The sequence below is a fragment of the Pseudomonas batumici genome, from assembly GCF_036585405.1.
GTDB classification, from domain to species: Bacteria; Pseudomonadota; Gammaproteobacteria; order Pseudomonadales; family Pseudomonadaceae; genus Aquipseudomonas; species Aquipseudomonas batumici.
The window spans coordinates 4,384,759-4,405,511 of record NZ_CP144470.1; the positions used below are offsets into that span (position 1 = coordinate 4,384,759).

Below are 20,753 nucleotides of genomic sequence, written 5' to 3' on the forward strand. Positions count from 1 at the left end.
ATGGCACACAGGTTTTTCAAAACCCGGCGCTTCAGCGTCGATGCGAGAAAGGCACTGATCACCGATGCAGCGCTGGTAGCTGCGATGAAGGAGGCCATCAGCGGTCAGGCAGACAATCTGGGCGGCGGTGCATGGAAGAAGCGGCTCAACGAAAACCGTCATCGCGCAATTGTTCTGGCGAGGGGACGTCGTTATTGGGTTTTCCAGTTTCTGTTCGCCAAAAGCGATCAGAGCAATATCACGGCGCAGGAGCTCGCTGCGTTCAAGGCTTTGGCCAAAACCTATGAGGGACTCTGCGATCAGCAGGTCCGGCAGCTACTGGAAATGAAAGAGTTTGTGGAGATAGGTCATGACCAAGAGATTTAAAAGCGAGGCACTGGAATCGGTTCATGAGTCGGCCAGCGCGTTGCACGCCATTGGGGCGATCAGCAAGGCGACCATGCGCGAGTTCGATGAGTCGTGCCTGGCGCCAGTGCCGGATGAAATCCCGCCGGAGCAGATCAAGCTGTTGCGTGAGCGCAACCATGTCAGTCAACCGGTGTTCGCCCGTTACCTGAACACCAGTGCCTCGACCGTCAAGCAGTGGGAGGCAGGCGACAAGCAGCCCAGTGGCATGGCACTCAAGCTGTTGAGCATCGTGCAGAAATACGGCCTGCAGATATTGGCCTAGCGCTCGCGGCGATTGCGTGAGCGATCCTGGGCGAAGGTGCGCAACCCGCGGTGGGCGCTGGTTTGTCCGCGAATCAGGGCTGGCTCAGTGGGCTGCACGAGGGGGATAGAAGGCGGCGTTTGCGTCGGCTCCCCGGATTCGTTCGAGGACGCTGGACCTTCGGAGTCGGGAGCGGTCGGCAGGGACATGGGCGTTTCCTTGAAAGAGGAACGCCCATTTTAGCGGATAACGCCCGCTCAGTCCCGGCTCAGGTCCGTGTAGAGCGCCGGACGGCGGTCCAGCAGGTAGCGGTTGCTGGCCCGTGAGGTTTGCATCAGCGAGCGGTCCAGGGTGGCCACGATCAGGGTTTCATCCAGGCCGGCTCGGGCCAGGCGGCTGCCGTCCGGCGCGGCAATGCTGCTCTGGCCGCAGTACTGGATATCACCCTCATGGCCGCAGTAGTTGGCGTACGCCACAAAACACTGATTCTCGAAGGCCCGGGCGCGAATGGTAACATCGGCGACGAAGTCGAACGGCACCATGTTGGCGGTGGGCACCAGGATCACCTCGGCCCCACTCAGGGCCAGGCGCCGGGTGTTTTCCGGGAACTCGACGTCGTAGCAGATCAGCAGCCCGAATTTCCAGCCGCCCAGTTCCACCACCGGAAAGTGATCGGGCCCGGCACTGAACATCGAATGATCCAGGTCGCCGTAGAGGTGAGTCTTGCGGTAGTTGCACAGGCTCCGGCCGTGGGCGTCGATCAACTGCACGGCGTTGTAGATCCGACCGTCTTCATCACGCTCCGGGTAACCGTACACGATGGCCATGTTCGCCGCCCGGGCGAGGGCGGCAATCCGCTGTGCACTGGCGCCGTCGCGGGCTTCGGCCAGGGTGCCGACCGCTTCGGCACCGATATTGTAGCCGGTCAGGAACATCTCCGGGAGCACCAGCACGTCCGCCCCCCGGGCCTCGACGGTCAGGCGCTGCAAGCGTTGCAGGTTGCCTGCGACATCCAGCGGTTGCGGCGGGCATTGGTAAAGGGCGATCTGCACGAGCGCGTTCCTTTTAGTCGGCCAGGGCAATCGGACCGATGTCATTGAAGACATCGCCCGGTCCCGGGTTCTCGGCGTGGGTGCGGCCACCGAAGTGGTTCATGATGCCCCACACGGCGTTCAGCGAGGTCTGGACCGCGCCTTCGACCCAGGCCGGTGTCCAGGACACATCGTCACCGGCAATGAAGATGCCGCGTTGTTCGGCGGGCATGCCGGCCTGCATGAAGTGCGCGTACATCCGCTGGTTGTAGCGGTAGTGGCCGGGCAGGGCGCCTTTGAAGGCCCCGAGGAAATGCGGGTCGGCTTCCCAGGACACGGTGATCGGATCGCCGATGATGCGCGCGGCGATATCCACTTTCGGGTAGATCTTCTTCAGCGCGTCCAGGGCCAGTTTCACCCGCTTGTCGATGGGCTGCGGAAGCATTTTCAGGGCGTCGCTCATCCACGAGTACGACAGGCAAATCACCCCGGGCTTGTCGTCGCCGTTGTCGAACAGGTAGGTCCCGCGGGTCAGGCGATCGGTGAGGGTCATGCTCATCAGGTCGCGACCGGTCTCCGGGTCCTTGTCCTTCCAGAATGGGCGGTCGACCATGACGAAGGTCTTCGAGGACTGCATGTAGCGCGTGCGGTCCAGGGCCATCCACATCTTCTGCGAGAACAGCGATTCCTCGCACTCGATCTGGGTGGTCAGCAGCCAGCTCTGGCAGGTGGTCAGGACGGCGGCGTAGTGACGGGTATCGCCCCAGTTGTCGGTGACCGCGAACTGGCCGTCGGCGGCACGGGCAATACGCTTGACGCCGGTGCGCGGGGCACCGTGGTGCAGGCTGCTGAGGCTGGTGCCGGCCGGCCAATGGGCGCAGCGCTCCGGTACATGGCGCCAGATCCCCAGCGGCACTTGCTCCACACCGCCGACCACCAGGTGTTGGTGGTCGTCGCAGTTGGTCATCACCACGCGGAAGATTTCCAGCATCGAGTTGGGGAAGTCCGAATCCCAGCCGCCGGTGCCGAAACCGACCTGGCCGAACACTTCGCGGTGCTGGAACGACAGCTTGGCGAAGGCTTTGGAGGTGGCGACGAAGTCGTAGAAGGTGCGGTCATCCCACAGCGGGACCAGGGTGTTCCACAGTTCTTTCAGGCGTGGCACATCGCGGTCGCGAATGGCCTGCTGGATATCGCCGAAGCGTGCGCCGTCTTCCAGGGCATCGGCCCAGGCGTCGGCCACTTCCTGGAACAGGGCGGGCAGGTCGGCGAGTTTCTCGGCGTAGTAGGTTTCGCCTTCGAGATCGATCACGGTGCTGCCGGACGCCGGGGTCAGCGGGTTGGGGAAGGGTTTGGTCTCAAGGCCGAGCTTGTCGACGTAGTGGTAGAACGCCGTGGAAGAGACCGGGAAACGCATGCCGCCCAACTCGGCGATGATGCCTTCGGCGCCTTCGAAGGACTGGGAGCGCAGGCGCCCGCCCATTTTCGAGGCTTCGTAGACGACCGGCTTGAGGCCCAGCTTCATCAGTTCGTAAGCGGCCACCAGCCCGGCGATCCCGGCGCCGACAATCGCTACCTCGGCGCCGTGGTTTTCCGCCGGGATGCTGCCCAGTCCGGCCGGGTGCTCGATCCAGTCGTCGAAGGCGAAAGGGAAGTCCGGGCCGAAGATGGTGATGGGTTTTTTACCGTCGGCAGGGTGGCGATTGTTCTTGTTCATGGCAGACCTTACTGGCGACTCGGGCCGGGCGGTGTGTCCGGCTGGAGTATAGATAGGAAAAGACTGACGCCATTGTAGGGAGCGTGGAGTACGTTAATAAGACGCAGAGTGTCGTCGTTTTGATTGATATTGATGCTTTGTGACGACACAATTTTTCGAATCGACGAAATCTTGTAGGAGCTGGCTTGCCAGCGATGAGGCCCTCAAGATCGCTGAAAGCTTCGGCGCAAGCTCAACATCTGTGGGAGCCGGCTTGCTGGCGATGACGATCTGCGCGGCACCATCAAAATCTCAGCCTGCCGGCTGATCGCGAGCAAGCTTGCTCCTACAGGAACCGCGTTCAGTCGGTCTAAACCGGCTGACCTCGGTCCACCTTGCTGCTGAGAATGATCGAGGTGGTGGTTTTCTCCACGCCTTCGACACTGCCGATCTGGTCGAGCAGCTGGTCCAGCTGTTCCGGCGAATCGCTGCGTAGCCAGGCCACGTAATCGAACTCGCCGCTCACGGCGCAGAGTTGCTGGATCTGCGCCATGGCGCTGAGGCGCCGCACCACATCCTTACCCGAGCGCGGCTGGACCGTGATCCCTACATAGGCCTGCAAGCCGCCGTCGACCACTCGCTGACCCAGACGCACGCCATAGCCGGTGATGATCTTGGCCTTTTCCAGGCGTGCCAGCCGCGAGGTGACCGTGGTCCGCGCGATCCCCAACTGCCGCGCCAGCATCGCCACGCTTTCGCGGGCATTGATCTGCAGGGCTGAAATCAACTGACGGTCGATTTCGTCGAGAACGGGAGGGCGGGTGTCGGACAAGGTCGGGCTCCGGTGAGGGGGAAGACCTCACATGTTACAGACTCGAATGCATGGAGGGGATTCGAAGCATGCGTTCAGGCAGTGCACAGCTGGGGTGTGAGCCGAATAAATGAGCTATTCGGCTCACAGAATGAGCCGATTATTTAGATAGCCCAGTGAATAGGCGATGCAGAGATCAGACGGAGCCACGTCGTACAGCGAGCGGCGGGGCGAAGACGTCAAGATAGATCTCGGCTCTGGCCTTATTGTTTCTCATTGTTTGCTTCTATTGTCTCGGATCTCGAACCATGGAAAATTCCCTTGGGGTTATATTCCTTGGGTGGCATACTTTGAGCGCGAACTGGGAAATTGAATACACCGACGAATTTGAGTGTTGGTGGGATCGTCAAATCGAATCCGAGCAAGACTCTGTCGAGGCGACGGTCATGTTGCTGGGGGACTTCGGCCCACATCTTGGTTTTCCGCACAGCAGTCATATCAAAGGCTCACGTTATGGGCATTTACGCGAGCTGCGAATACAGCATGGGGGCAAGCCTTATCGTGTGTTGTATGTGTTTGATCCGCGCCGTTGTGCCATTTTGCTATTGGGGGGTGACAAGACTGGTCAGGACCGCTGGTACGAAGAAAATATCCCCAAGGCAGAGCGTTTGTACGACGAGCATCTGGATATCTTGAGAAAAGAGGGTTTTGACAATGGCTAAGAAATTCGCCGATTTGGTGGCACAGCGCTCGCCCGAATCCCGTGGGCGTGTCGATGCCATCTATCAACAATTGCGTGCTGAAATGCCGTTGTATGAACTTCGCCAGGCACAACAGTTAAGTCAGGAAACCCTGGCGAAGACGTTGCACATCAATCAAGCCGCGGTCTCCAAGATGGAGCGGCGCACGGACATGTACATCAGCACATTGCGCAATTACATCCGTGCCATGGGCGGTGAATTGGAGATCATCGCGACCTTTCCCGAGGGGCAGGTCAAGATCGAGAACTTTGCCGGTTGAATTCGGCAGTAGCGCCGCATCGGTAACGTTCAAGGCCCGGTTTGCTACCGGGCCTTGTCGTTTTCCCGCGCTCAGCTTCTTGGCATGGAGTTTCAGAGTGCCAGAAACGACAAAGCCGCGCACTGCGCGGCTTTCAGAGGTGGTGGGCCCACACGGACTTGAACCGTGGACCAAAGGATTATGAGCCCGAATGAGTGTCCTGCGTCTGTTGGGGAAAGCCAGCAAAAACGGGAGCTCAGCGAATCGGTTGTACTTATATGCTGCACATGAGCACAGCTAGATTGGACGGACGTTGGACGGAAAAACGCAGCCGTTTTGCACGTTCCTGCTGAGTTTTTCATTTCGTGAAACCGTCATCAGACGAGCCGCCCGCAAGGGCGGCTTGGTTTGGGCGCTCGCCTGGGTGAGCATCAGATTTGCACAAAAAATTGACACGAACCCCGTCGGCGGGAGGGGGAAAAGTGCTTTCCTCCGAGATTTTTCTGGGGCGCACGGAATTTCCTGACTGGGTACGGATCTTGGTCGGGTCGTGAGTATGTTAGAGGGGAGGGGTGAAAAGGCCGGCGGGCTATATCAGATTAATGGCATTTCTTTAAAACCAAGCAGGTCTCCCACAACGGCGGGGCGGGGCTGTCATTTCACCCTACCTGAGCTGAAGCAACCTGGTGTTGAATCGCGTCGAGATATTGAGATTTTAGTTGGTCGGCCAGCGGACCGAGTATCGGATTGGCCTTAAATCCCACCAGAAGCGTATCAATGATTGCAGTGACCCTCTCGGTGGCTGCGTCGACGCTCGAAGAGACAGATGGATCAAAGCTGATGGCCTCTAATTCCACGTCAAGCTGCTTCAATACCGGCTCAGCCGCCTGCATTTGAGCGCGAACTACGTCTAGCGTTGAATGCATAGCTACATCCTTGGGGGTGGTAACGTCACGATTCCATTTGAGATCAGGTGATCTTGAAATTGATCAGGGCACGGAGCGAAGTGACCGGTCACCTGCTGACATAAAACTGAAATCTGATTGTAGGCTACTCGTGAGCACTCGTTGTGGCCACCTCCCTTGCCGGCAGTGCAAGGCGCTCTGGATGTGTTGTTCCTGTGGGTAGAGCGCTGAATTTGAAGAGATGCAATCTAACCGGAAAGCACATTTTGATCCATGTGCAGGTGCGGGTAGGGCTTCAGGCCTCTGCTAACCTCATCGTATAACCTCTCAATGAGAAGTCGCGAAATGTCATTTGTAGACACGTTCGTGGTTGAGATCTTGACCCTTCAGGTCGCGGTGTATCACGCGCATGCTCGCTTGGCGTGCCGTACCGACAGCGAAGCGTTGCACGATCTGAGGGTAGCCGTCAGACGTATTAGGAGCTTGTTGAGGCCATTTCGGTCAATGAATGAAGTTGTCGCTTTGAGCGAGGCTGCGGCAGAGTTTGGAAGGCAGACGACACCGACCCGTGACCTGGAGGTGATGATTCAAGAGCTTGAGGAGAGAGGATTCGCGAAGCTGGTGAAACCCAGACTGTCTCGATTGGGCTCCAGCTATGACGACATCGTTAAAGGCTCGGCCTTCAAAAACCTACTGATTCAACTGGATGATTGGCCGTCGGGCTTTCGTTTGGCTGAGGTCAATGGCGAGCTGAAGCATATTCAGCCTCAAATCCAGAAAGCGCTGAGAAAACAGATCGATCGATTACAGGCTGCCGTGGATGACGTTCAGTTTGATCGGCACCAATTGAGGATACTGGTCAAACGAACCCGTTATCTGACCGAAGCATTCCCCGAGCTATCTCCCTTGTCGAGGGATGCCGCACTATCACTCAAGGAGCTGCAATCAGCATTGGGCTCCTGGCATGACCACTATCAGTGGTGTCAAAAGGCTTTGGTCGAAACCGACCTGCAGCCGCTGGAGCAGACCTGGTTGTCTTCCGCGACCACCGCCCTGGAGAAAGCCGACATTCAATTGGTAGAACTGGCGCAGCGACTGCCAAAACGATCAGGCAAAAAAAAGCTGCCTTAGATGGCAGCAGGAAAAAGAGCACACGTTGCATAAGGTGAATATTGCTGTCGATGGGTTACAAAATGATGACGTATTTGTTGAGGGGCTGAGATCATTCCTCAAGATGACTTCGCTATCGGTCTGTTGATGCTGATAGGTAACGGATGCGGTGCATTGATGCGATCTTTCAGTCTTTTCACAAAGGCTTCGGCCTCCGCGTAGCTACGAAATCTGACGTGCCAAGCGTTCATCACGACAAGCCAGCCAGCGTTGGTGTCCGCGTCTTGAATACTGATCAGCACCATTGGAACCCTTTCGTGAGTTGGATGGGCCAATGCCGAGCTCGGATTGAAGTGTTCATACCTTTACGAGGTCTGTCTATCGCGTCTCAAGCAGAACCTGTCACTGGCTTTGATCGTTTTCTTCTTATGATTTCTTCAGTGATTCGATTCCCTTTCTGATGGTGTCGGCGTTCAAGTCGAGCGTGGCGATGGCTCCAAGAACATGACTGGAAACGCCAGTGGATCCTCTCTGGTCTATCCACATTCCTATCGACTCGATGGCGTCGGTCAGTGCGAGCTGGTTTTCGTGCAGTTTTTCGAGAATGTCAGGCAGTGGGGAGTCAGCTGGCATGGCGATATCCTCAAGGGTAAAAGCAAGCCTAGCAGCGTCAGGGCGTGCATGCCTGCACGCCTTAAATCGTCCAGACAGGTTACCCCACCAGATCACCGGCCCTTTGAGCCATTGAGACGTTTATTCAGCCCGGAATGGTCGCAGTTGTTTGCTGTAGCCATGCTGAACGCCGGAAGCGAAGAACCCCCCGCATTCAGCCCGGCGCGCACAGGCTTGGCATTCCGGGGCGTACTCGTTCTTCCAGTCGCTGATCGACTTTCGGTAGTAGGGCCGTATGTCGTCGTTGACCAGGCAGAGCTGGTGGTTATAGACCGAGACGTTTAACCGGTAGCGCGCGAGGATCGCCACCGCTTCACTCAGCACGTCGCGGTAGTCAGCTGGATCAATCCACAAGGCATGCAGGTTGGCGCGGGTAAAACCCATCATCTCCAGGCCCATCAGCGCGACATGATCCACGAACAACAGGTTGCGGGCGATGAACTCGCAGAGCTGGGGGAGGCGGGGGATCGACTGCTGGTGGAGGACAACGCGTACCTCTACCTTCTGGCCCAGGCGCTTGAGGTTGAGGATGCCTCGCACGGTTTCGTCAAAGGCCCCCTGGGCCTGGACGATGTAGTCATGTCGGGCCGGGTCGTCGGAATACAGCGGTATTCCTACCATCAGGTCGTGATGGCCAAGGCGTGCATACTCGGTGGCGAACGACGGGTCGGCAAAGCTGCGGCCGTTGGACAGTACATGCACGGCGGTGCGCGGCAGGTAGGCTTGTGTCATCCCAAGGATATGCAAGAACCGCACGCGGTTGAGGGTCGGCTCGCCCCCGGTGAAGCCGATTTCCTGGGTGTCCTTCGGGATCAGCGGAATTAGGGCTTCGATCTCATCAAGCAGCCAGCTGTCGTCGGCCCGTTTGGGCGGTTGAGAACACATCAGACAGTAGTGGTTGCACTGCTCAGTCATCAACAGGCTGTTATGCGGCGAGCGCGCGCGAAACAGTACCCGGATCTTCTGCCGGTCGGCCGATAGGCGCACGATGTCGTCATGCCCGAGGTAGTGGTACTCCTCCGGCAAGAGGTTGAATGAGGCACCGAGCTCCAGCTCGGCGGCTCGCGACGCTAGGGCTTCGGGGATGAGGTAATGGCGGTAGCTGGGTGGGATGCTGTCATGACCGACCAAGTAAGCACGTTCTCGCCGGAGTACCTCGGGCAACTGTGGGTGCGTGCTTAGTTTCAGCAGCAGGGGTGTCACCGTCTCCTCGACGGGCTGGACGGGAATGAGTGTGCCACCGAGCTTCAGCATGGGTTGACCCACTCCATGAAAATCTGTCGTGCCGCTGGATCGCGGCGCATCAGGTCGATCAGGTGCTTGAAGATGCTCATGTTGCGCTGGCAGAACGCCGATTCGGGTTTGCGCCCGAGCACGTTGCCGCTGGTGGCGTGATGGAACACCGGGTCGGCGCCACAGAAGGGCTCATAGGCGCAGTCCGAGCACATAGGAGCACTTAGGGTGAAGGAGTCCTCCAGGGCGTTGAGCAGCGGATCGGAAAGGATGATCTCCTCGTAGCTCTCGGTCAGCAGATTACCCAGACGGAAGCTGTGATCCTGCATCTCTGCCAGCATCCGGCTCTCGTCGGACGCGTACACCGCCCCATCGTAGTTGAACACGATGGCTGCGATTCCGGCTCCGGCTGGGCTCATCAGGTCGACATAGCCTGGGTCGTCGCTGGTCAGCATTTTCTTCAGGATTAGGGCTGCATAATGCTCGACGAAGGGGATGCCAGCCTTATTCAGTTCCAGGATGTAGTCCAGGCCTTCTTTGTAGAAGGTCAGCCAGCGCTCGGTGCCATAGCCTCTGTACTTCTTGGTTTTAATGGCAAACCCGTAGGGGGAAAGTGTGCGCAGAAAGATGCCGTTGAAGCCCAGGCGCAGGTACTCGTCGATGATCGCCTTGACTTGGTCGAGGCTCTTGTCAGTGGTGGTCATCAGCGCTGAAATGCGGTCGTAGCCGAGCACTGCACGGGCGCGGTGGAGCCCCGCCTCGAAGCGCTGGTGGCTGTCCTTTCCTGGCCGAGGGCGGTTGGTGTTGTGCAGTGCCTGCGGGCCATCCAGCGATGAGGACAGGAAGATGTCATTCGCCTTGCAGAACTGAAGCATGTCATCGGTGAGCAGCGACAGCGTAGTGGCAATGACGAATTGCAAGTCGCGCCGCTCCAGTTGGTTGCGTCGCTTGGCTTGTTCAACCACGTAGCGGATCAACTCGAAATTGAGCAGCGATTCACCCCCCTGGAATTCGATCTTGATTGCCGGATTAGGCGAACGGAAGACAAAGTCCAAGGCCTTGTCCGCCATCACCGGGGTCATGTCGAAGGCGCCCTCGCTCTCCATCTGCCGTGACACCTGGCAGTATGGACAGCTGTGGTCGCAGCGCAGGGTGACCACGAAGATGTGCAGGTTGGTGAAACCGGCTAGCCGGGCGTAGCGGGTACGGACCTTGAGTGCGAGCAGCTCCAGTGGCGCCTGTTCATCCGTGTGGCGGATAAAATGCTTGGACCGCAGGTTGGCGTATAGCGGGTGGCGGTCGTCCAGGGACTTGTCGATCAGCCGGGGCAAGTCCTCAGTTGGGAGTAGCAGGTACTCGCCGACCAGGTTAGTCAGCAGGTATTCGGCTGCATTGAACCGGTCGAACTTGAAGGGCAACAGCTCGTATGGGGTCTGGGTGCGGTACGCATCCAGCGGTTGGAATTTATTCACATCAACCCAATCCGGTATTGGAAAACGCAATGCCCAGGATCAGGTTACGCACCGGCTCAGTTTCCGCTTTTAGCTTGAGCCGCAGTTGGTAATCCAGGACGTCCTTGCGGAACTCTTCGATCGCCTGCTCGAAAGCCTCGGCCGAGCTCGTCAGGTTGCACAGGAGAGTGCAGTGCAACTGCTCACCCTCGATCCGGAGATCCAGTGTGAAGGCTGACAGGCCGATGTACGCCGCTTTTTGAATAGCCTGCGGGTCGTACAGGCGCCGGTCATAGACCAACTCGACCGTCCGGTTCATCAGGAGCCGGAATAGTGCGAGCGGTGGGACGAATGCGAGGAATGCGAAGAGTGGGAGCTATGGTAGGCCATCAGTTGGCCGTTCTCGCCGCGCTGGAGGAGGAACTGGAACTGGTTGCCTCCGGCCTTGACCTGCACGGATTCCTGATCAGCGTGGCTGGTCAGTTGGTGCACATGCTGGCCGGCGTCAGCTTTTTCCAGCGGGGCAGTGGGTGCTTCCACCGTGGCTGAGGCCTGGTTCGTCGAAAATACAGCGGCCAGAGTGGCCAGGGGCATGAGAAACGCGCGCTTTTTCATGATGACGTCCTTGTTCAGGAAAACTCTGCGGATACTGTGCTATCAAAATAGTAGCTATCCAGTGGCCTGTCCATTCGCCGGCCGACGTAGCAGACGAAATGACGAGTAGGGCGTGTGTGTCGCTAGCGGAACGGTTTGGTGCTGGTTGCCTCGATAAAATCGACTGGGCGTAATGAAACGTGCCCATGTGGTTCTGGGGTAAAATATAAAAAGTGCTGTGCTTTAATCTTTGGGGTTGAGGTATTTATGAGAACGCGCGCTGAGAATTTTACTCAAGGGAATTTGGCTCGAAAGGATTTTTTTTCAAAGCGGTACTCTGTTATTTCTCATTATTTCATAAGGTCTCCAAGAGATGAGCCGGTACATTTAGGTTCACATTCCAAGAGGGAGTGTAGATATTGTGGTAGAACCGAGGTTGAAACGAGTTTTAAAAATGAATCTCATGCCTTGCCTATGTTTATAGGAAATAAGGTCATATTTGATTGCAATGAATGCGATGAGTGCAATTCCCACTTTGGAAAGTATCTTGAAGATAGCTTTTCAAAATATGCACAACCCCATCTTGTTTTTTCAAGAATTAGAGGTAGAGGCATACCGAAATACAAATCAAATGACCTTAAAGTTAGTGCGGACGCTGAGAGGAATCTTTCGATTTATCTAGATCCAGATGGGTTTGATTTGCATGTGGATAAAGAGAGGAAGTTATTGACGTATAGCTTGGTTCGTCAGTCTTATTATCCGATTGATGTATATAAAATGTTTGTAAAAATCGCATTGGCGGTGATGCCAGAAAGAAAGCTTGAGAATCTTGAAAATTTAAAAAAATGGCTGCTGAGAAAGGATCGCGAATATTATTTTACCGGTGATCTTCCAGTCGTGGAATGGAAAATTCCTGGGCCTCGCGACCCAGACAAACTCTGGTGTACCTTGTATGAGGTTGTTCCTGAATATGCAGGTGAGTGTTATAGGCATATTTTGGTTCTGGGTTTTGGATGTTTTCAGTATCAGGTTATTATTCCCACCGATGCTGTGCCTGGTAACAGAGGATTTGCTGTTGCACCAGTTATGGTGTCTGATGAGTTTGTGAGTAAATATGGTGCTCCTGGCTATAGTCAGATTGATTTCATATCTAATGAAATTAAGAGAGGTGAGAAAGTTGAAATCTCCCTCACTTATGAGGCTGTCGAGGAATATTTTCCATAAATTTTTGGGGTTCGGACTGTCTTTGTATTTTTACTGTGACACAAGTGCAGATATGCTTTGAGCTTTGTCCGGTTTTCTGAACCGTGAATATCCTACGGTCCATCGCGCTAGAATTAGGCAGTAGGGGAGCTAGCCCAAATTCGTTTGGGCAGCCTGAAATTCTCCAATCCCTCCTGATCCTGCTCACCCTGCCTCGATCAGCTTCCGCGCAATCCACCCCGCCACCTGCGCAACAACGGCATTTCCGGCACCGAAAGCCTCCGCAAGGTTGGCCGCATCCAGTCCGAGGCAAAGCCCATCATCTTCAGACGCTCGCTGCCGCTCAACCATCTGATCCCATCCGTTCGGCTGAGCGACGAAAGTGGTACAGCCCAGAGTGATCTGTGATCCGGCTTTATTTGCCAATAGAGTATTGGCAGCCCAGGCATCCGCGGGTAAAGGCCATCGGATCGAGCCAGACGCCGGAGGTATTGCGTCCACTGGAGCGGCGTCAGCCAGCAGCTCCATGGGGGGCATTTTTCGATAACCGGCGACCAGGAATACGCGACGACGCTGCTGGGGGACTCCGAAATATTGGGCATTAAGCACTCGCCAGAATCCCACATACCCGCAGTCCGCAAGGGTCCTGATGACTGTCTCAAAGTCTTGGCTATCGTTGACAGCGAGCAGGTTAACGACGTTCTCAAGCACCACCCAGCGAGGTTGAATTTCCTTGAGTATTCGTATGATTTCCCAGAAAAGGCCGCTGCGTTCGCCGCGCAGCCCGCGTCGACCTTTGTTGCTTTCCCGGGCACCGGCTGTACTGATGTCCTGGCAGGGGAATCCTCCGGTGAGGACATCGACAGGACAGAGGTTGTGAGCGCCGCACTGGCGCACATCTTCAAACTGGCGTGCATGGGGAAATCGATCGGCAAGCACAGCCCGGTTGACGGGGTTGAGTTCAACTTGCCAGGCGGTTCGGTATCCGGCGTTTTCAAATCCGACATCAAAGCCTCCTATGCCTGCGAACAGGCTGCCAAGGGTAGGTTGTTGCATTCCAACACTCGTGGTTGTGGAGGCTCTTGGCGTTCTGGCGGGAGGCTCTGGGCCTTCAGGTGATTGAGTGTCCGACAGCGCGGGCACTTGATTTGCAGATCGATGAAGCCGCTGGCGGCGGCGAGCTTGCGGCGGCAGTGGCCACAGCGGATGTCTTGCATCATCCGGGTCCCTTCAGGTTTTCGGTCATCTTCCTCCTCTGGTGACGGCTGCTTTGCCTCGATCAGCCTGTACGTCATTTTTCAGAATCTCCTGACATGCGACACTGCGGATTCTTAGAAGAATCGGCTTGGTTGCGTTAAAATTTTCCGTCCCTAGCCCTACCCGCGAAACAAGGAGCGTTTATGCAACCAAAACTTAGCTTTACTGATGTTGTACGTACAATTCTCCGAGATGACCCCACGGGTATGACGCCTCAAGAAATCAGGGCAGTCGTCAAGATTCATTACCCTGAGTACTACGGTACCGAATCACATCTACGTAACGTTCAGAATGGAAATTACAAAGATGTTGATCACGCGGTACTGGCGCGCATTTATATCGCGTGCCGTAGCGCACCGGATATTTTTGCGGACAAATCTCAGAAGCCTCACAGAATGTCATTAGAGACGGATGCTGAGCCTACCGAGCTGGGGGCAGAAAATATCATTGAGGGTGAAAACCTCGAAAAGCTGGCTGATGATATCGGCACCCTATATGTCCTCGGAACCAATCTGTTCACAGTCGATGGTATTGAAATCGTCAAGATTGGCATAACTACAGGGCCTGTAGATAAGCGAATCACTCAACTTTATACAACCGGAGTGCCTTTTCGCTTTCGGGTAATTTCTCAGCTGGAGACCACTAATTGCTCCAAGCTTGAACAAGCGCTGCATTGCCTGTTTGATAAGTATCGGATCAACAAGGCTCGTGAGTTTTTCACGGCTCATTGTCTAGACCACATACCTGATCTGATCGCAATCCATCAAAAAATTGAACAGGCTTGACTTTAAAAAATCTTCAACCCGCTCACCGATGATGACAGCTCCAATGATTCAGGCTGACGAATTGTATGGCGTATTTTTTGATGTCATACTGACATGACCGCCAATTATTTAGCCAACCCAAGGACGCTCATGGCCGACTCCAGCATTAGCATTAGCAAAGTCATTACCACTAGCACCACCTTCATCGATAAAGCAGTTGAGTTTCGGCATTTTATGCTGCTGATTTCGTTTTTGTTAACGCTCGATTCATGCCTGATGATTTTCTACAAAAAAAATCTACTGCAATCTTTCGGTAGCTTGAACGCCCCGGAGGTCACTGCTGCAGGAGCGTTGGTTTTTTTAGGTATTTTTGCGTTTTTGATGGCCCTGTTTTTTCCTGTTTTGCGTCAGGTTTTACTCGCAGTGACGGTGTGGACTAAGTTGTTCCCCTCGGCCAAAGACAACCAAATCGATCACGACTATCGCATTCCGTCCATCACCCGCCAAAAAGCACTAATTGAAAGGGATAAATTAGTCATTGAATTGCTCGATAAGCAAGAGGAACACAGAAGAGATCATGATACCAGCATGAATATCGGCTTTGGTTTGGTATTTACGTTCGTTATCAACTTTTGGCTCTTAGGAACTAGCCAAGTGTTGACGCTCACTCAAGCCGCAGTCACGTTGTTGGACGTGACCAGAGGCTTTTGGATCAGTGCTTTAATTTATATTGCTTTGGGGATATTCGCTATTTCTTTGATGGTGATACTTGCCTTGTCGCTTAACCCTGAAACCAGTGACAAAATCTATCTGCCTGAGTCCGATGAGGAAAAGGCTGCACGGATAGAAAGGGAGAGAAAAATGCAGAACTCTAATGGTGTCTACCTAGGCTAAGGAATGTGCTGCACTGGCTTGAGCTCCGCAAGTTTCAAGCCAGTCCCAATATCTTAGGATATCTGTGTCGCAGTCATTTGTATTAAACCCAATCGCGTCCTTCCCTAGAACGGCGCTTCGTCATCCTGCAAGGTTGTTACAGGTGAGCCCGCTCCGCTTGCAAGCAAGTCGTATAGCGACTGAAGACGTTCAACCAATTCGTCGAACGTGACGACATGAACGCCTTGCAGTGAATGGCGGTACTGCTCGAACCCTTGGTTTTTTTCGTCTTCGGTTGGCTTCAGACCGATGATCACCACGCAAGCAATGGAATGTGGTCGGTATCCCTGTCGATCCAGCTCGGTGCCCACGTGCTTGAAGCTGGCCTGGAATTCCGCCCGCTGGGCTACCACCTGCGCAACAGCCGCGCTGAGCTCTCCGGAGGGTGGATAGACCCCTCGGTATTTACTACTGAGCAACGGAATGCCTGGTTTCTTGATCTCAACAAGGGCGAGATTGTTGGTGGAGGCCGCCGCCATCAGGAAGTCGCTATAGGAGCCTCCCTGGCCAGTATGCAGTTTCCCTCCGACATAGGGCTGGTCACGGATCTTAATGACCGGATAGTGGAACGCCATGGTGAGGATGAAAGGGTTAGTGGATAGAAAATCCTGCCACTTGGGCTCTGGCGTTGAGACAACCAACAGCTCAGTACACCGCTCGATTAGCTCTCGGAGCGTGACCAGCTCGATGTCCTGCTTCAAGCGAAGCAACGCTGCAGGCTCTGTCTTCACCAGAGCACCCGCGTGCTCTTGAACCAATGTAACTGCGGCCCGTTGATCCCGCTTAGTCAGCATAACCTGACCGTGGGAGTGTGCAGTTAGATCTGCCAGCGCGTCTTGAGGGAGCGAAAAACGTCTCAGGCCGAACTGCTGTGGCAAGACTCTATGTAGAAGACTGTTGTGACAGATTGCAGCCTTTTCCTTGCGCGCCGCACGCTGGTGTCGACCTGCTGCAGCTGTTATCTCTTTCCGCAGTCGATTAAAGGTATTCATGCCCAAACAGTAAATCGGGGACTCCACGCGATCAGTGCCTGGGTAATTAGCTGGGCCGTGAAAGCAAACGGTTGTGATATCCGACATTTCAGCAATGGTGGTGATAATGCTACGGAACTCCCAGCGCAGACCGAGCCCAAGACGCCAGTCTTTGTAGAAGCCCGTGGGTAAGGATTCCAGCAGTTCATCAAGGTCTTCAATGGTCATCGGTAGCTTGTAGGGACCATCGACCCGATCAACAAGACAGAGCCGATCGATATTGTCGAACAGTGGTTTTCCATAGTCCCGATGGCCATGTCGTTGCTGCACAGGCCAGATCGTTATCAGGTTCGTAGCTATGGACATGATGCGTATCCAGGGTTTCATGCCGATGGGGACTCCATCAGGAACCTGGGTGTCTGAGTAGTAAGCCTCAACCTCGACGACTTCGTCCTGAATGTTGGTGGGCAAACCGAACTCATCTAGCAACAGCAGTGCTGCGAAGGGGCCGCCGTCGGTGCGCTGCGCGAGGCGGTACTCACTGTTTGAGATAGAGGCCATCCGGAGATTCCCTTCGATGTTGGCGTAGTGTGGAGCTTGTCAGCGCGCCCCCTGTGCGTCAACGAACTCATGGCATCCTGAGCGGCGAGTCTTATGACCTACCAACGCTCTTCGGTGATGGGCTTCAATTTCACTGAAAGAGCTGTCGCCTGTGCCGCATGGGCAGCAAACTCGGCCGCGTTGTCTGGGGGCGGGGTCGCCCCGTGTTTGTGGCTGGCAAGCGCCGTGCTCAACTGCTCCACCAGGTCGATCAGATCCCCCAGCACCTGCAGGACGTTAACCCCTTCCGAGCCCAACCAGGTCTTAGGCGCCTTCAGGCGCTGCCCGATGGCCGCGACGCTGTTTCGCAGGCCCTGGATCTGTTCATGCATGTCCCCGCCCACAACGGCGTTGTGCTTTTGCCCCACCACCAAGTTCAGGTCGCGCCCGGTGGCCAGGTGCAGATCGTCGACCGCCGCCAGGCTGCCGGAACCACCGGACAGCAGCTTGAGTGCTCCCAGCGCCTCGATCGTCTTTACACCTCCCACGGACTCGCGGCTGTGGTCATCGACCTCTATGTGGCTGCTCTGGTACCGCTCGGTGTTCTCCAGGGCCTCCACCTCGCGCTCGCTGGCTCGATCAGTGATACGCGCATCGGTCTGGCGCAACCAGTTGCCCTCGGCATCGGCGCGCTGTTGCACGGCTTCACTGTGTTGCCAGAGCTGATCGCCTTTCGGCAACCGTGGCAGACTCAGGCCGTGGGGTAGGATCTGCAGAATAAATGGCTTGTTTGGCAGCCCGTAGGCAAAGCCGATCACGACTGTGGTTCCCTCCCCGGGGAACCCAAAGAACCCGGTTTCCTCGCCGCCGCCCGGCAGCGGCAGAGCTATGCCCCGCAAGATAGGCAACCCGGGATCGGGCTCTCCGTCCGGGCCCAGCACTTCCAGATCCACCGCATAGCGCGGCCGGAAGTCGTCACACAGTCCGCTCTCGGCCGGCGGGTCGGCGACGGCGACCACGCGGGCAAAGTGGGGCAGATGGTAAGCGCCGGTCAGCTCCGGAAAGCGCCGCTCGACAATACGGGTTACTGCCTCTTCCATTGGATGGCCATCTCGGTACCGGCTAGCGTCATCGCCGTGATGCGCTGGCCTTGGTTGATGGATGCCCCGGGGCGCAGGCCAGGAATTGCGGTCACCGTGGCGCTCTGGTTGCCCTGGTATTGGTCGAATAGCTCGACCGGCAGTTGCAGCGGCGAGCGGGCGCCCCAGTAGCTGTCGGCCCAACTGCCCACGTAGACCTCGCCGTCACCCTGTTGCTGCCAGATAAAGTCGGGAATGCCGAACGTCTGCGCTAGGCTGTCCATGGCCTGAATGCCCGCCGCCAGGGAGTAGAAGTAAGGTGTCTTGATCCGTGCATAGTCGGTGTCGGGCACCCGGAAGCGCAGACCGGTCAGCTGACTGACCGCAACCAGCACTTCGCTCAGGTTCACATGACGCAACGCCAGCGGAAGCGGGAAGGTCAGGACCGCTGCCGCCTCCCGGCAGAACAGTAGCTGTTCCCGGCTGTTGGCCGCTGTGCAGCGCTCGATGTAACCCAGGAAATGCCGTTGCAGTGGGCGGTCGTTGTAGCCGATGTCGAGCGTCACCAGACCGCGCAGGGGCGCGTCGGCCTTGAGGGTAAAGCTGGCCCGCCCAGGACTGCGCAGGTCTAGGCGTACGTCATCGCTGACCAGATCGAACGGCTGCCCATTCACGCTCAAGACTTTGTGCAGTTTCATGAGGGCGGCGCCAGGTAGTCATCGACCCGTTTCAGCATCTTTTCGAAGCGGCTCAGCTCCGGGGCCCCAGCCTCGCTGTCCGTCGATGGGTCGGCCACGCCGTTGCCGGTACCACCTTGCTGCTGTACTGAATTATCCGGCCGACGGGACTCCACGCGTTCCGGATTGGACAGTTTTTCGCTCAGGGAGAACTGCACCCGCCAAGCTGACAGGGTGTCGTCCTCGCGCACGCTGACGTTATCGCTGAACTGCACCTGGCGCAGGCCGAAGGCCTGGGCCGTGTCATTGACCACCCGATAGGTCTTGAGCTGGCCACCGGCTTCAGTGGCCTCGGCCAATTGCATCAGCTCCGTCAGATGGTCCTGATCGCGGAATGGGATCATCAGCGTGACCGTCAACGCCTTGGGCTTAAAGCCCTTGTGCGAGCTGTCGGTGTTGCTGGTCTGCCCGGACATGTCCGCGCTGTCGATACGCAGGTTGGCGGTTACCTTCAACGACTTCCCATTGACCTTCTGGCCGTCGAGCAGCAGCGTCACAGGCCCACCAGTTCCTGGACAAAGCCCAGCCCTTCCCGAGGACCGACCAAAACCAGGCCGGCACACAGCACCCATTCATGCCCCGGTGCCGTGCCGGCGAGCAAGGCGCGTCGCAGCTCGGCCGTGTTGCCGGGGCCGACCAGGCGTACCACCATGCTGCTGTCCGGACTGGGGTTGGCCAACTGCTCCTGCAGGTCTTTTAACTGCTGATCACGGGCGGCGCTCTGGGCCGCTTTGCGGGTGGCCAGCGCGCCCAGGTCGGACAGCGGCGAGCTGTTTGCGTAGCTCTCCAGCACCGCCAGTTGCCCCGACAGTGACTGCTTGGCCGCCTTGGTAATCGTGCAGCGCTCCAGAGGTAGGGCCCCCCAGCGCGGGAGTGTGCCGGCACTGGGCAGCTCCCACTTTTCCGCTTCGAGGCGCGACAGGTGCCGAGCCCGGCGCTCGCTGCGCACCAGGTCCGGCACGGGCATCAACGTATTGAAGCGCGCCAGAGTCTCGGCCAACTGTTCATAGCGGGTCGAGAGGAACATCAGCGCCAAGGCGTATTGATCGCCGGCGAATCGCCGGGCGTCGTCGTCCAGCAGCTTGTCGGCGAGCAATTGCAGTAGATTCGGTGCCGACAGAAACCGCTGATTCCCGCTGCCCTGGCCGATCCCACTTTGAAATGGCGTCACGGCCAGACACGCGGGTGCCTGGCCCAGTTGCTCGGCCATGGCGAGCCGACCCGCCGCCACCGCCGCTTCGGCAGCCTCTCCCACCGGCCCCGGGGTGGTGGTGGCCAATCCGTCCAAGTCCGCCAGGCGCCGCGCAGTGCTGACCAGTTCGCTACCGGCCAGATCCTTGGCCGGCCCCAGGTCCTCCATCCACTGCGTGGATTCGGCGGGCCAGCGCAGGGTTACGGGGGCCCAGGTCATGCCAGCGGGCTCCATTCGATAGCTTTCATGGCGGCCAGATCCTTGTCGGCCAGTGCCTGGGCCAAGGCTTGTTTCAGTGTCTCGGCGTGCAGCAAGGCGCTCTGCTTGAACAGCACCAGGTCTGTGCCAAGCTGGCGCAGTTGCCTTGCCTCGTGGAGCAGAAAGACTTTTTTCCCATCGCTATCGTAGGCCGGGTAAAGCCCGTCCAACTCGCTGTCGATCAGACCGTAGAGGTTCACTTGATCTTCCAGCGAACTGCTATATCTGTAGCGCTCGCCCAAGGCCTCGGAGGTAAACCCCGACTCGATGTAGCGACTACAGCCCTCATTGATCGAGGCGAGTTTCTGTTCATAGAGCTTGGCCAGCATCGTGTCCAGGTCATCGACCCAGCGGCCGTATTTCCAGATCTGCCCGGGCTCGGGTTTTTTCACGGTGTAGCCGTTGGGAATCGGACCGACACCCGTAAGCGTCAGCGGTTCGCGGTTGGCTGTGTTGTACACAACCAGCCCCTCGAAATACTCCACCAACTGCCAGGCGCGACCATTCCAGTAGGCGGCTTTATGCTCGGGGGCCTCGGGCGGTGCGCTTTCCACACAACCACCGGGAATCAGGAAAATACCCGGCTCCAGGGGCGACTCATCCGCTGTGACGGGGCCGACGTACACGCCCATCCGATTGACCTGATAAACCGTTTTGGTCGTCATGGG

The 20,753-nt window shown here is 56.9% G+C and carries 25 protein-coding genes; 8 read left to right on the forward strand and 17 right to left on the reverse strand.

Annotated features, from left to right (window positions below):
• Positions 1–366, forward strand: coding sequence for a type II toxin-antitoxin system RelE/ParE family toxin (locus NUH87_RS19820; RefSeq protein ID WP_338522381.1), 366 nt, complete (start codon positions 1–3; stop codon positions 364–366).
• Complete coding sequence (locus NUH87_RS19825; RefSeq protein WP_338522382.1) at positions 350–670, forward strand: DNA-binding transcriptional regulator; 321 nt, start codon at positions 350–352, stop codon at positions 668–670. The genes NUH87_RS19820 and NUH87_RS19825 overlap by 17 nt, the downstream gene beginning before the upstream one ends.
• A gap of 236 nt (positions 671–906) precedes the next feature.
• Here the strand turns inward: NUH87_RS19825 and NUH87_RS19830 are convergent, their stop codons facing one another.
• From NUH87_RS19830 to NUH87_RS19840, 3 genes are all read right to left on the reverse strand, one after another.
• Positions 907–1,701 (reverse strand): carbon-nitrogen hydrolase family protein, encoded by a 795-nt coding sequence (locus NUH87_RS19830; RefSeq protein WP_338522383.1) that lies wholly within the window; start codon positions 1,699–1,701, stop codon positions 907–909.
• A gap of 13 nt (positions 1,702–1,714) precedes the next feature.
• Positions 1,715–3,397: a flavin monoamine oxidase family protein gene (locus tag NUH87_RS19835; protein WP_040071296.1), complete on the reverse strand. Its 1,683-nt coding sequence runs from the start codon at positions 3,395–3,397 to the stop codon at positions 1,715–1,717.
• A 349-nt stretch (positions 3,398–3,746) separates the two neighbouring features.
• Positions 3,747–4,208 (reverse strand): Lrp/AsnC family transcriptional regulator, encoded by a 462-nt coding sequence (locus NUH87_RS19840; protein ID WP_338522384.1) that lies wholly within the window; start codon positions 4,206–4,208, stop codon positions 3,747–3,749.
• 287 nt (positions 4,209–4,495) lie between these two features.
• Between NUH87_RS19840 and NUH87_RS19845 the strand changes: the two genes are divergently transcribed.
• Together NUH87_RS19845 and NUH87_RS19850 are read left to right on the forward strand one after the other, a co-directional pair.
• Complete coding sequence (locus NUH87_RS19845; RefSeq protein ID WP_338522385.1) at positions 4,496–4,909, forward strand: type II toxin-antitoxin system RelE/ParE family toxin; 414 nt, start codon at positions 4,496–4,498, stop codon at positions 4,907–4,909.
• A complete protein-coding gene (locus NUH87_RS19850) occupies positions 4,902–5,207 on the forward strand; it encodes an XRE family transcriptional regulator (protein WP_338522387.1) in 306 nt (101 codons plus the stop codon). The genes NUH87_RS19845 and NUH87_RS19850 overlap by 8 nt, the downstream gene beginning before the upstream one ends.
• A gap of 638 nt (positions 5,208–5,845) precedes the next feature.
• On the opposite strand, the gene NUH87_RS19855 is transcribed toward NUH87_RS19850, so the two are convergent.
• A complete protein-coding gene (locus NUH87_RS19855; RefSeq protein WP_338522389.1) occupies positions 5,846–6,112 on the reverse strand; it encodes a hypothetical protein in 267 nt (88 codons plus the stop codon).
• Between the two features lie 324 nt (positions 6,113–6,436).
• On the opposite strand from NUH87_RS19855, the gene NUH87_RS19860 reads away from it, so the two are divergent.
• The gene (locus NUH87_RS19860) at positions 6,437–7,222 is read left to right on the forward strand and encodes a CHAD domain-containing protein (RefSeq protein WP_338522390.1); all 786 of its coding nucleotides are present in this window, start codon (positions 6,437–6,439) and stop codon (positions 7,220–7,222) included.
• A 405-nt stretch (positions 7,223–7,627) separates the two neighbouring features.
• Here the strand turns inward: NUH87_RS19860 and NUH87_RS19865 are convergent, their stop codons facing one another.
• The 5 genes from NUH87_RS19865 to hxsA2 all read right to left on the reverse strand — a co-directional run bounded on the left by NUH87_RS19865 (position 7,628) and on the right by hxsA2 (position 11,172).
• Entirely contained in the window at positions 7,628–7,834 is a 207-nt protein-coding gene (locus tag NUH87_RS19865) for a hypothetical protein (protein WP_338522391.1), read from the reverse strand.
• A gap of 120 nt (positions 7,835–7,954) precedes the next feature.
• A complete protein-coding gene (gene hxsC / locus NUH87_RS19870; protein ID WP_338522392.1) occupies positions 7,955–9,127 on the reverse strand; it encodes a His-Xaa-Ser system radical SAM maturase HxsC in 1,173 nt (390 codons plus the stop codon).
• Positions 9,121–10,578 carry a His-Xaa-Ser system radical SAM maturase HxsB gene (gene hxsB, locus NUH87_RS19875; RefSeq protein WP_338522394.1) on the reverse strand — a complete coding sequence of 486 codons (1,458 nt, stop codon included), beginning with the start codon at positions 10,576–10,578 and terminating at the stop codon, positions 9,121–9,123. The genes hxsC and hxsB overlap by 7 nt, the downstream gene beginning before the upstream one ends.
• 1 nt (position 10,579) lies before the next feature.
• Positions 10,580–10,876 carry a His-Xaa-Ser system protein HxsD gene (hxsD, locus tag NUH87_RS19880; RefSeq protein WP_338522395.1) on the reverse strand — a complete coding sequence of 99 codons (297 nt, stop codon included), beginning with the start codon at positions 10,874–10,876 and terminating at the stop codon, positions 10,580–10,582.
• Positions 10,876–11,172: a His-Xaa-Ser repeat protein HxsA2 gene (gene hxsA2, locus NUH87_RS19885; RefSeq protein WP_338522397.1), complete on the reverse strand. Its 297-nt coding sequence runs from the start codon at positions 11,170–11,172 to the stop codon at positions 10,876–10,878. The genes hxsD and hxsA2 overlap by 1 nt, the downstream gene beginning before the upstream one ends.
• Before the next feature lie 138 nt (positions 11,173–11,310).
• On the opposite strand from hxsA2, the gene NUH87_RS19890 reads away from it, so the two are divergent.
• On the forward strand, positions 11,311–12,375 hold the full coding sequence (locus NUH87_RS19890; protein WP_338522398.1) for an SEC-C metal-binding domain-containing protein: 1,065 nt from the start codon (positions 11,311–11,313) through the stop codon (positions 12,373–12,375).
• A gap of 183 nt (positions 12,376–12,558) precedes the next feature.
• Here NUH87_RS19890 and NUH87_RS19895 read toward each other — a convergent pair whose 3' ends face one another.
• Positions 12,559–13,410 carry a DNA cytosine methyltransferase gene (locus NUH87_RS19895; RefSeq protein WP_338522399.1) on the reverse strand — a complete coding sequence of 284 codons (852 nt, stop codon included), beginning with the start codon at positions 13,408–13,410 and terminating at the stop codon, positions 12,559–12,561.
• Complete coding sequence (locus NUH87_RS19900; protein ID WP_338522400.1) at positions 13,371–13,649, reverse strand: Com family DNA-binding transcriptional regulator; 279 nt, start codon at positions 13,647–13,649, stop codon at positions 13,371–13,373. Before NUH87_RS19900 ends, NUH87_RS19895 begins: the two co-directional genes overlap by 40 nt.
• Positions 13,650–13,754: 105 nt before the next feature.
• On the opposite strand from NUH87_RS19900, the gene NUH87_RS19905 reads away from it, so the two are divergent.
• The gene (locus tag NUH87_RS19905; RefSeq protein ID WP_338522401.1) at positions 13,755–14,396 is read left to right on the forward strand and encodes a GIY-YIG nuclease family protein; all 642 of its coding nucleotides are present in this window, start codon (positions 13,755–13,757) and stop codon (positions 14,394–14,396) included.
• Positions 14,397–14,525: 129 nt separating this feature from the next.
• On the forward strand, positions 14,526–15,269 hold the full coding sequence (locus NUH87_RS19910; protein ID WP_338522402.1) for a hypothetical protein: 744 nt from the start codon (positions 14,526–14,528) through the stop codon (positions 15,267–15,269).
• A gap of 104 nt (positions 15,270–15,373) precedes the next feature.
• Here the strand turns inward: NUH87_RS19910 and NUH87_RS19915 are convergent, their stop codons facing one another.
• From NUH87_RS19915 to NUH87_RS19940, 6 genes are all read right to left on the reverse strand, one after another.
• Complete coding sequence (locus NUH87_RS19915; RefSeq protein WP_338522403.1) at positions 15,374–16,840, reverse strand: Shedu immune nuclease family protein; 1,467 nt, start codon at positions 16,838–16,840, stop codon at positions 15,374–15,376.
• A 98-nt stretch (positions 16,841–16,938) separates the two neighbouring features.
• Positions 16,939–17,919 (reverse strand): hypothetical protein, encoded by a 981-nt coding sequence (locus tag NUH87_RS19920; RefSeq protein ID WP_338522404.1) that lies wholly within the window; start codon positions 17,917–17,919, stop codon positions 16,939–16,941.
• Entirely contained in the window at positions 17,904–18,596 is a 693-nt protein-coding gene (locus NUH87_RS19925; RefSeq protein WP_338522405.1) for a hypothetical protein, read from the reverse strand. Before NUH87_RS19925 ends, NUH87_RS19920 begins: the two co-directional genes overlap by 16 nt.
• A complete protein-coding gene (locus NUH87_RS19930; RefSeq protein ID WP_338522406.1) occupies positions 18,593–19,132 on the reverse strand; it encodes a DNA-binding protein in 540 nt (179 codons plus the stop codon). The genes NUH87_RS19925 and NUH87_RS19930 overlap by 4 nt, the downstream gene beginning before the upstream one ends.
• Positions 19,129–20,046, reverse strand: a complete 918-nt coding sequence (locus NUH87_RS19935; protein ID WP_338522407.1) for a hypothetical protein — start codon at positions 20,044–20,046, stop codon at positions 19,129–19,131. The genes NUH87_RS19930 and NUH87_RS19935 overlap by 4 nt, the downstream gene beginning before the upstream one ends.
• Complete coding sequence (locus tag NUH87_RS19940) at positions 20,043–20,750, reverse strand: hypothetical protein (RefSeq protein ID WP_338522409.1); 708 nt, start codon at positions 20,748–20,750, stop codon at positions 20,043–20,045. The genes NUH87_RS19935 and NUH87_RS19940 overlap by 4 nt, the downstream gene beginning before the upstream one ends.
• Positions 20,751–20,753: the final 3 nt, after the last annotated feature.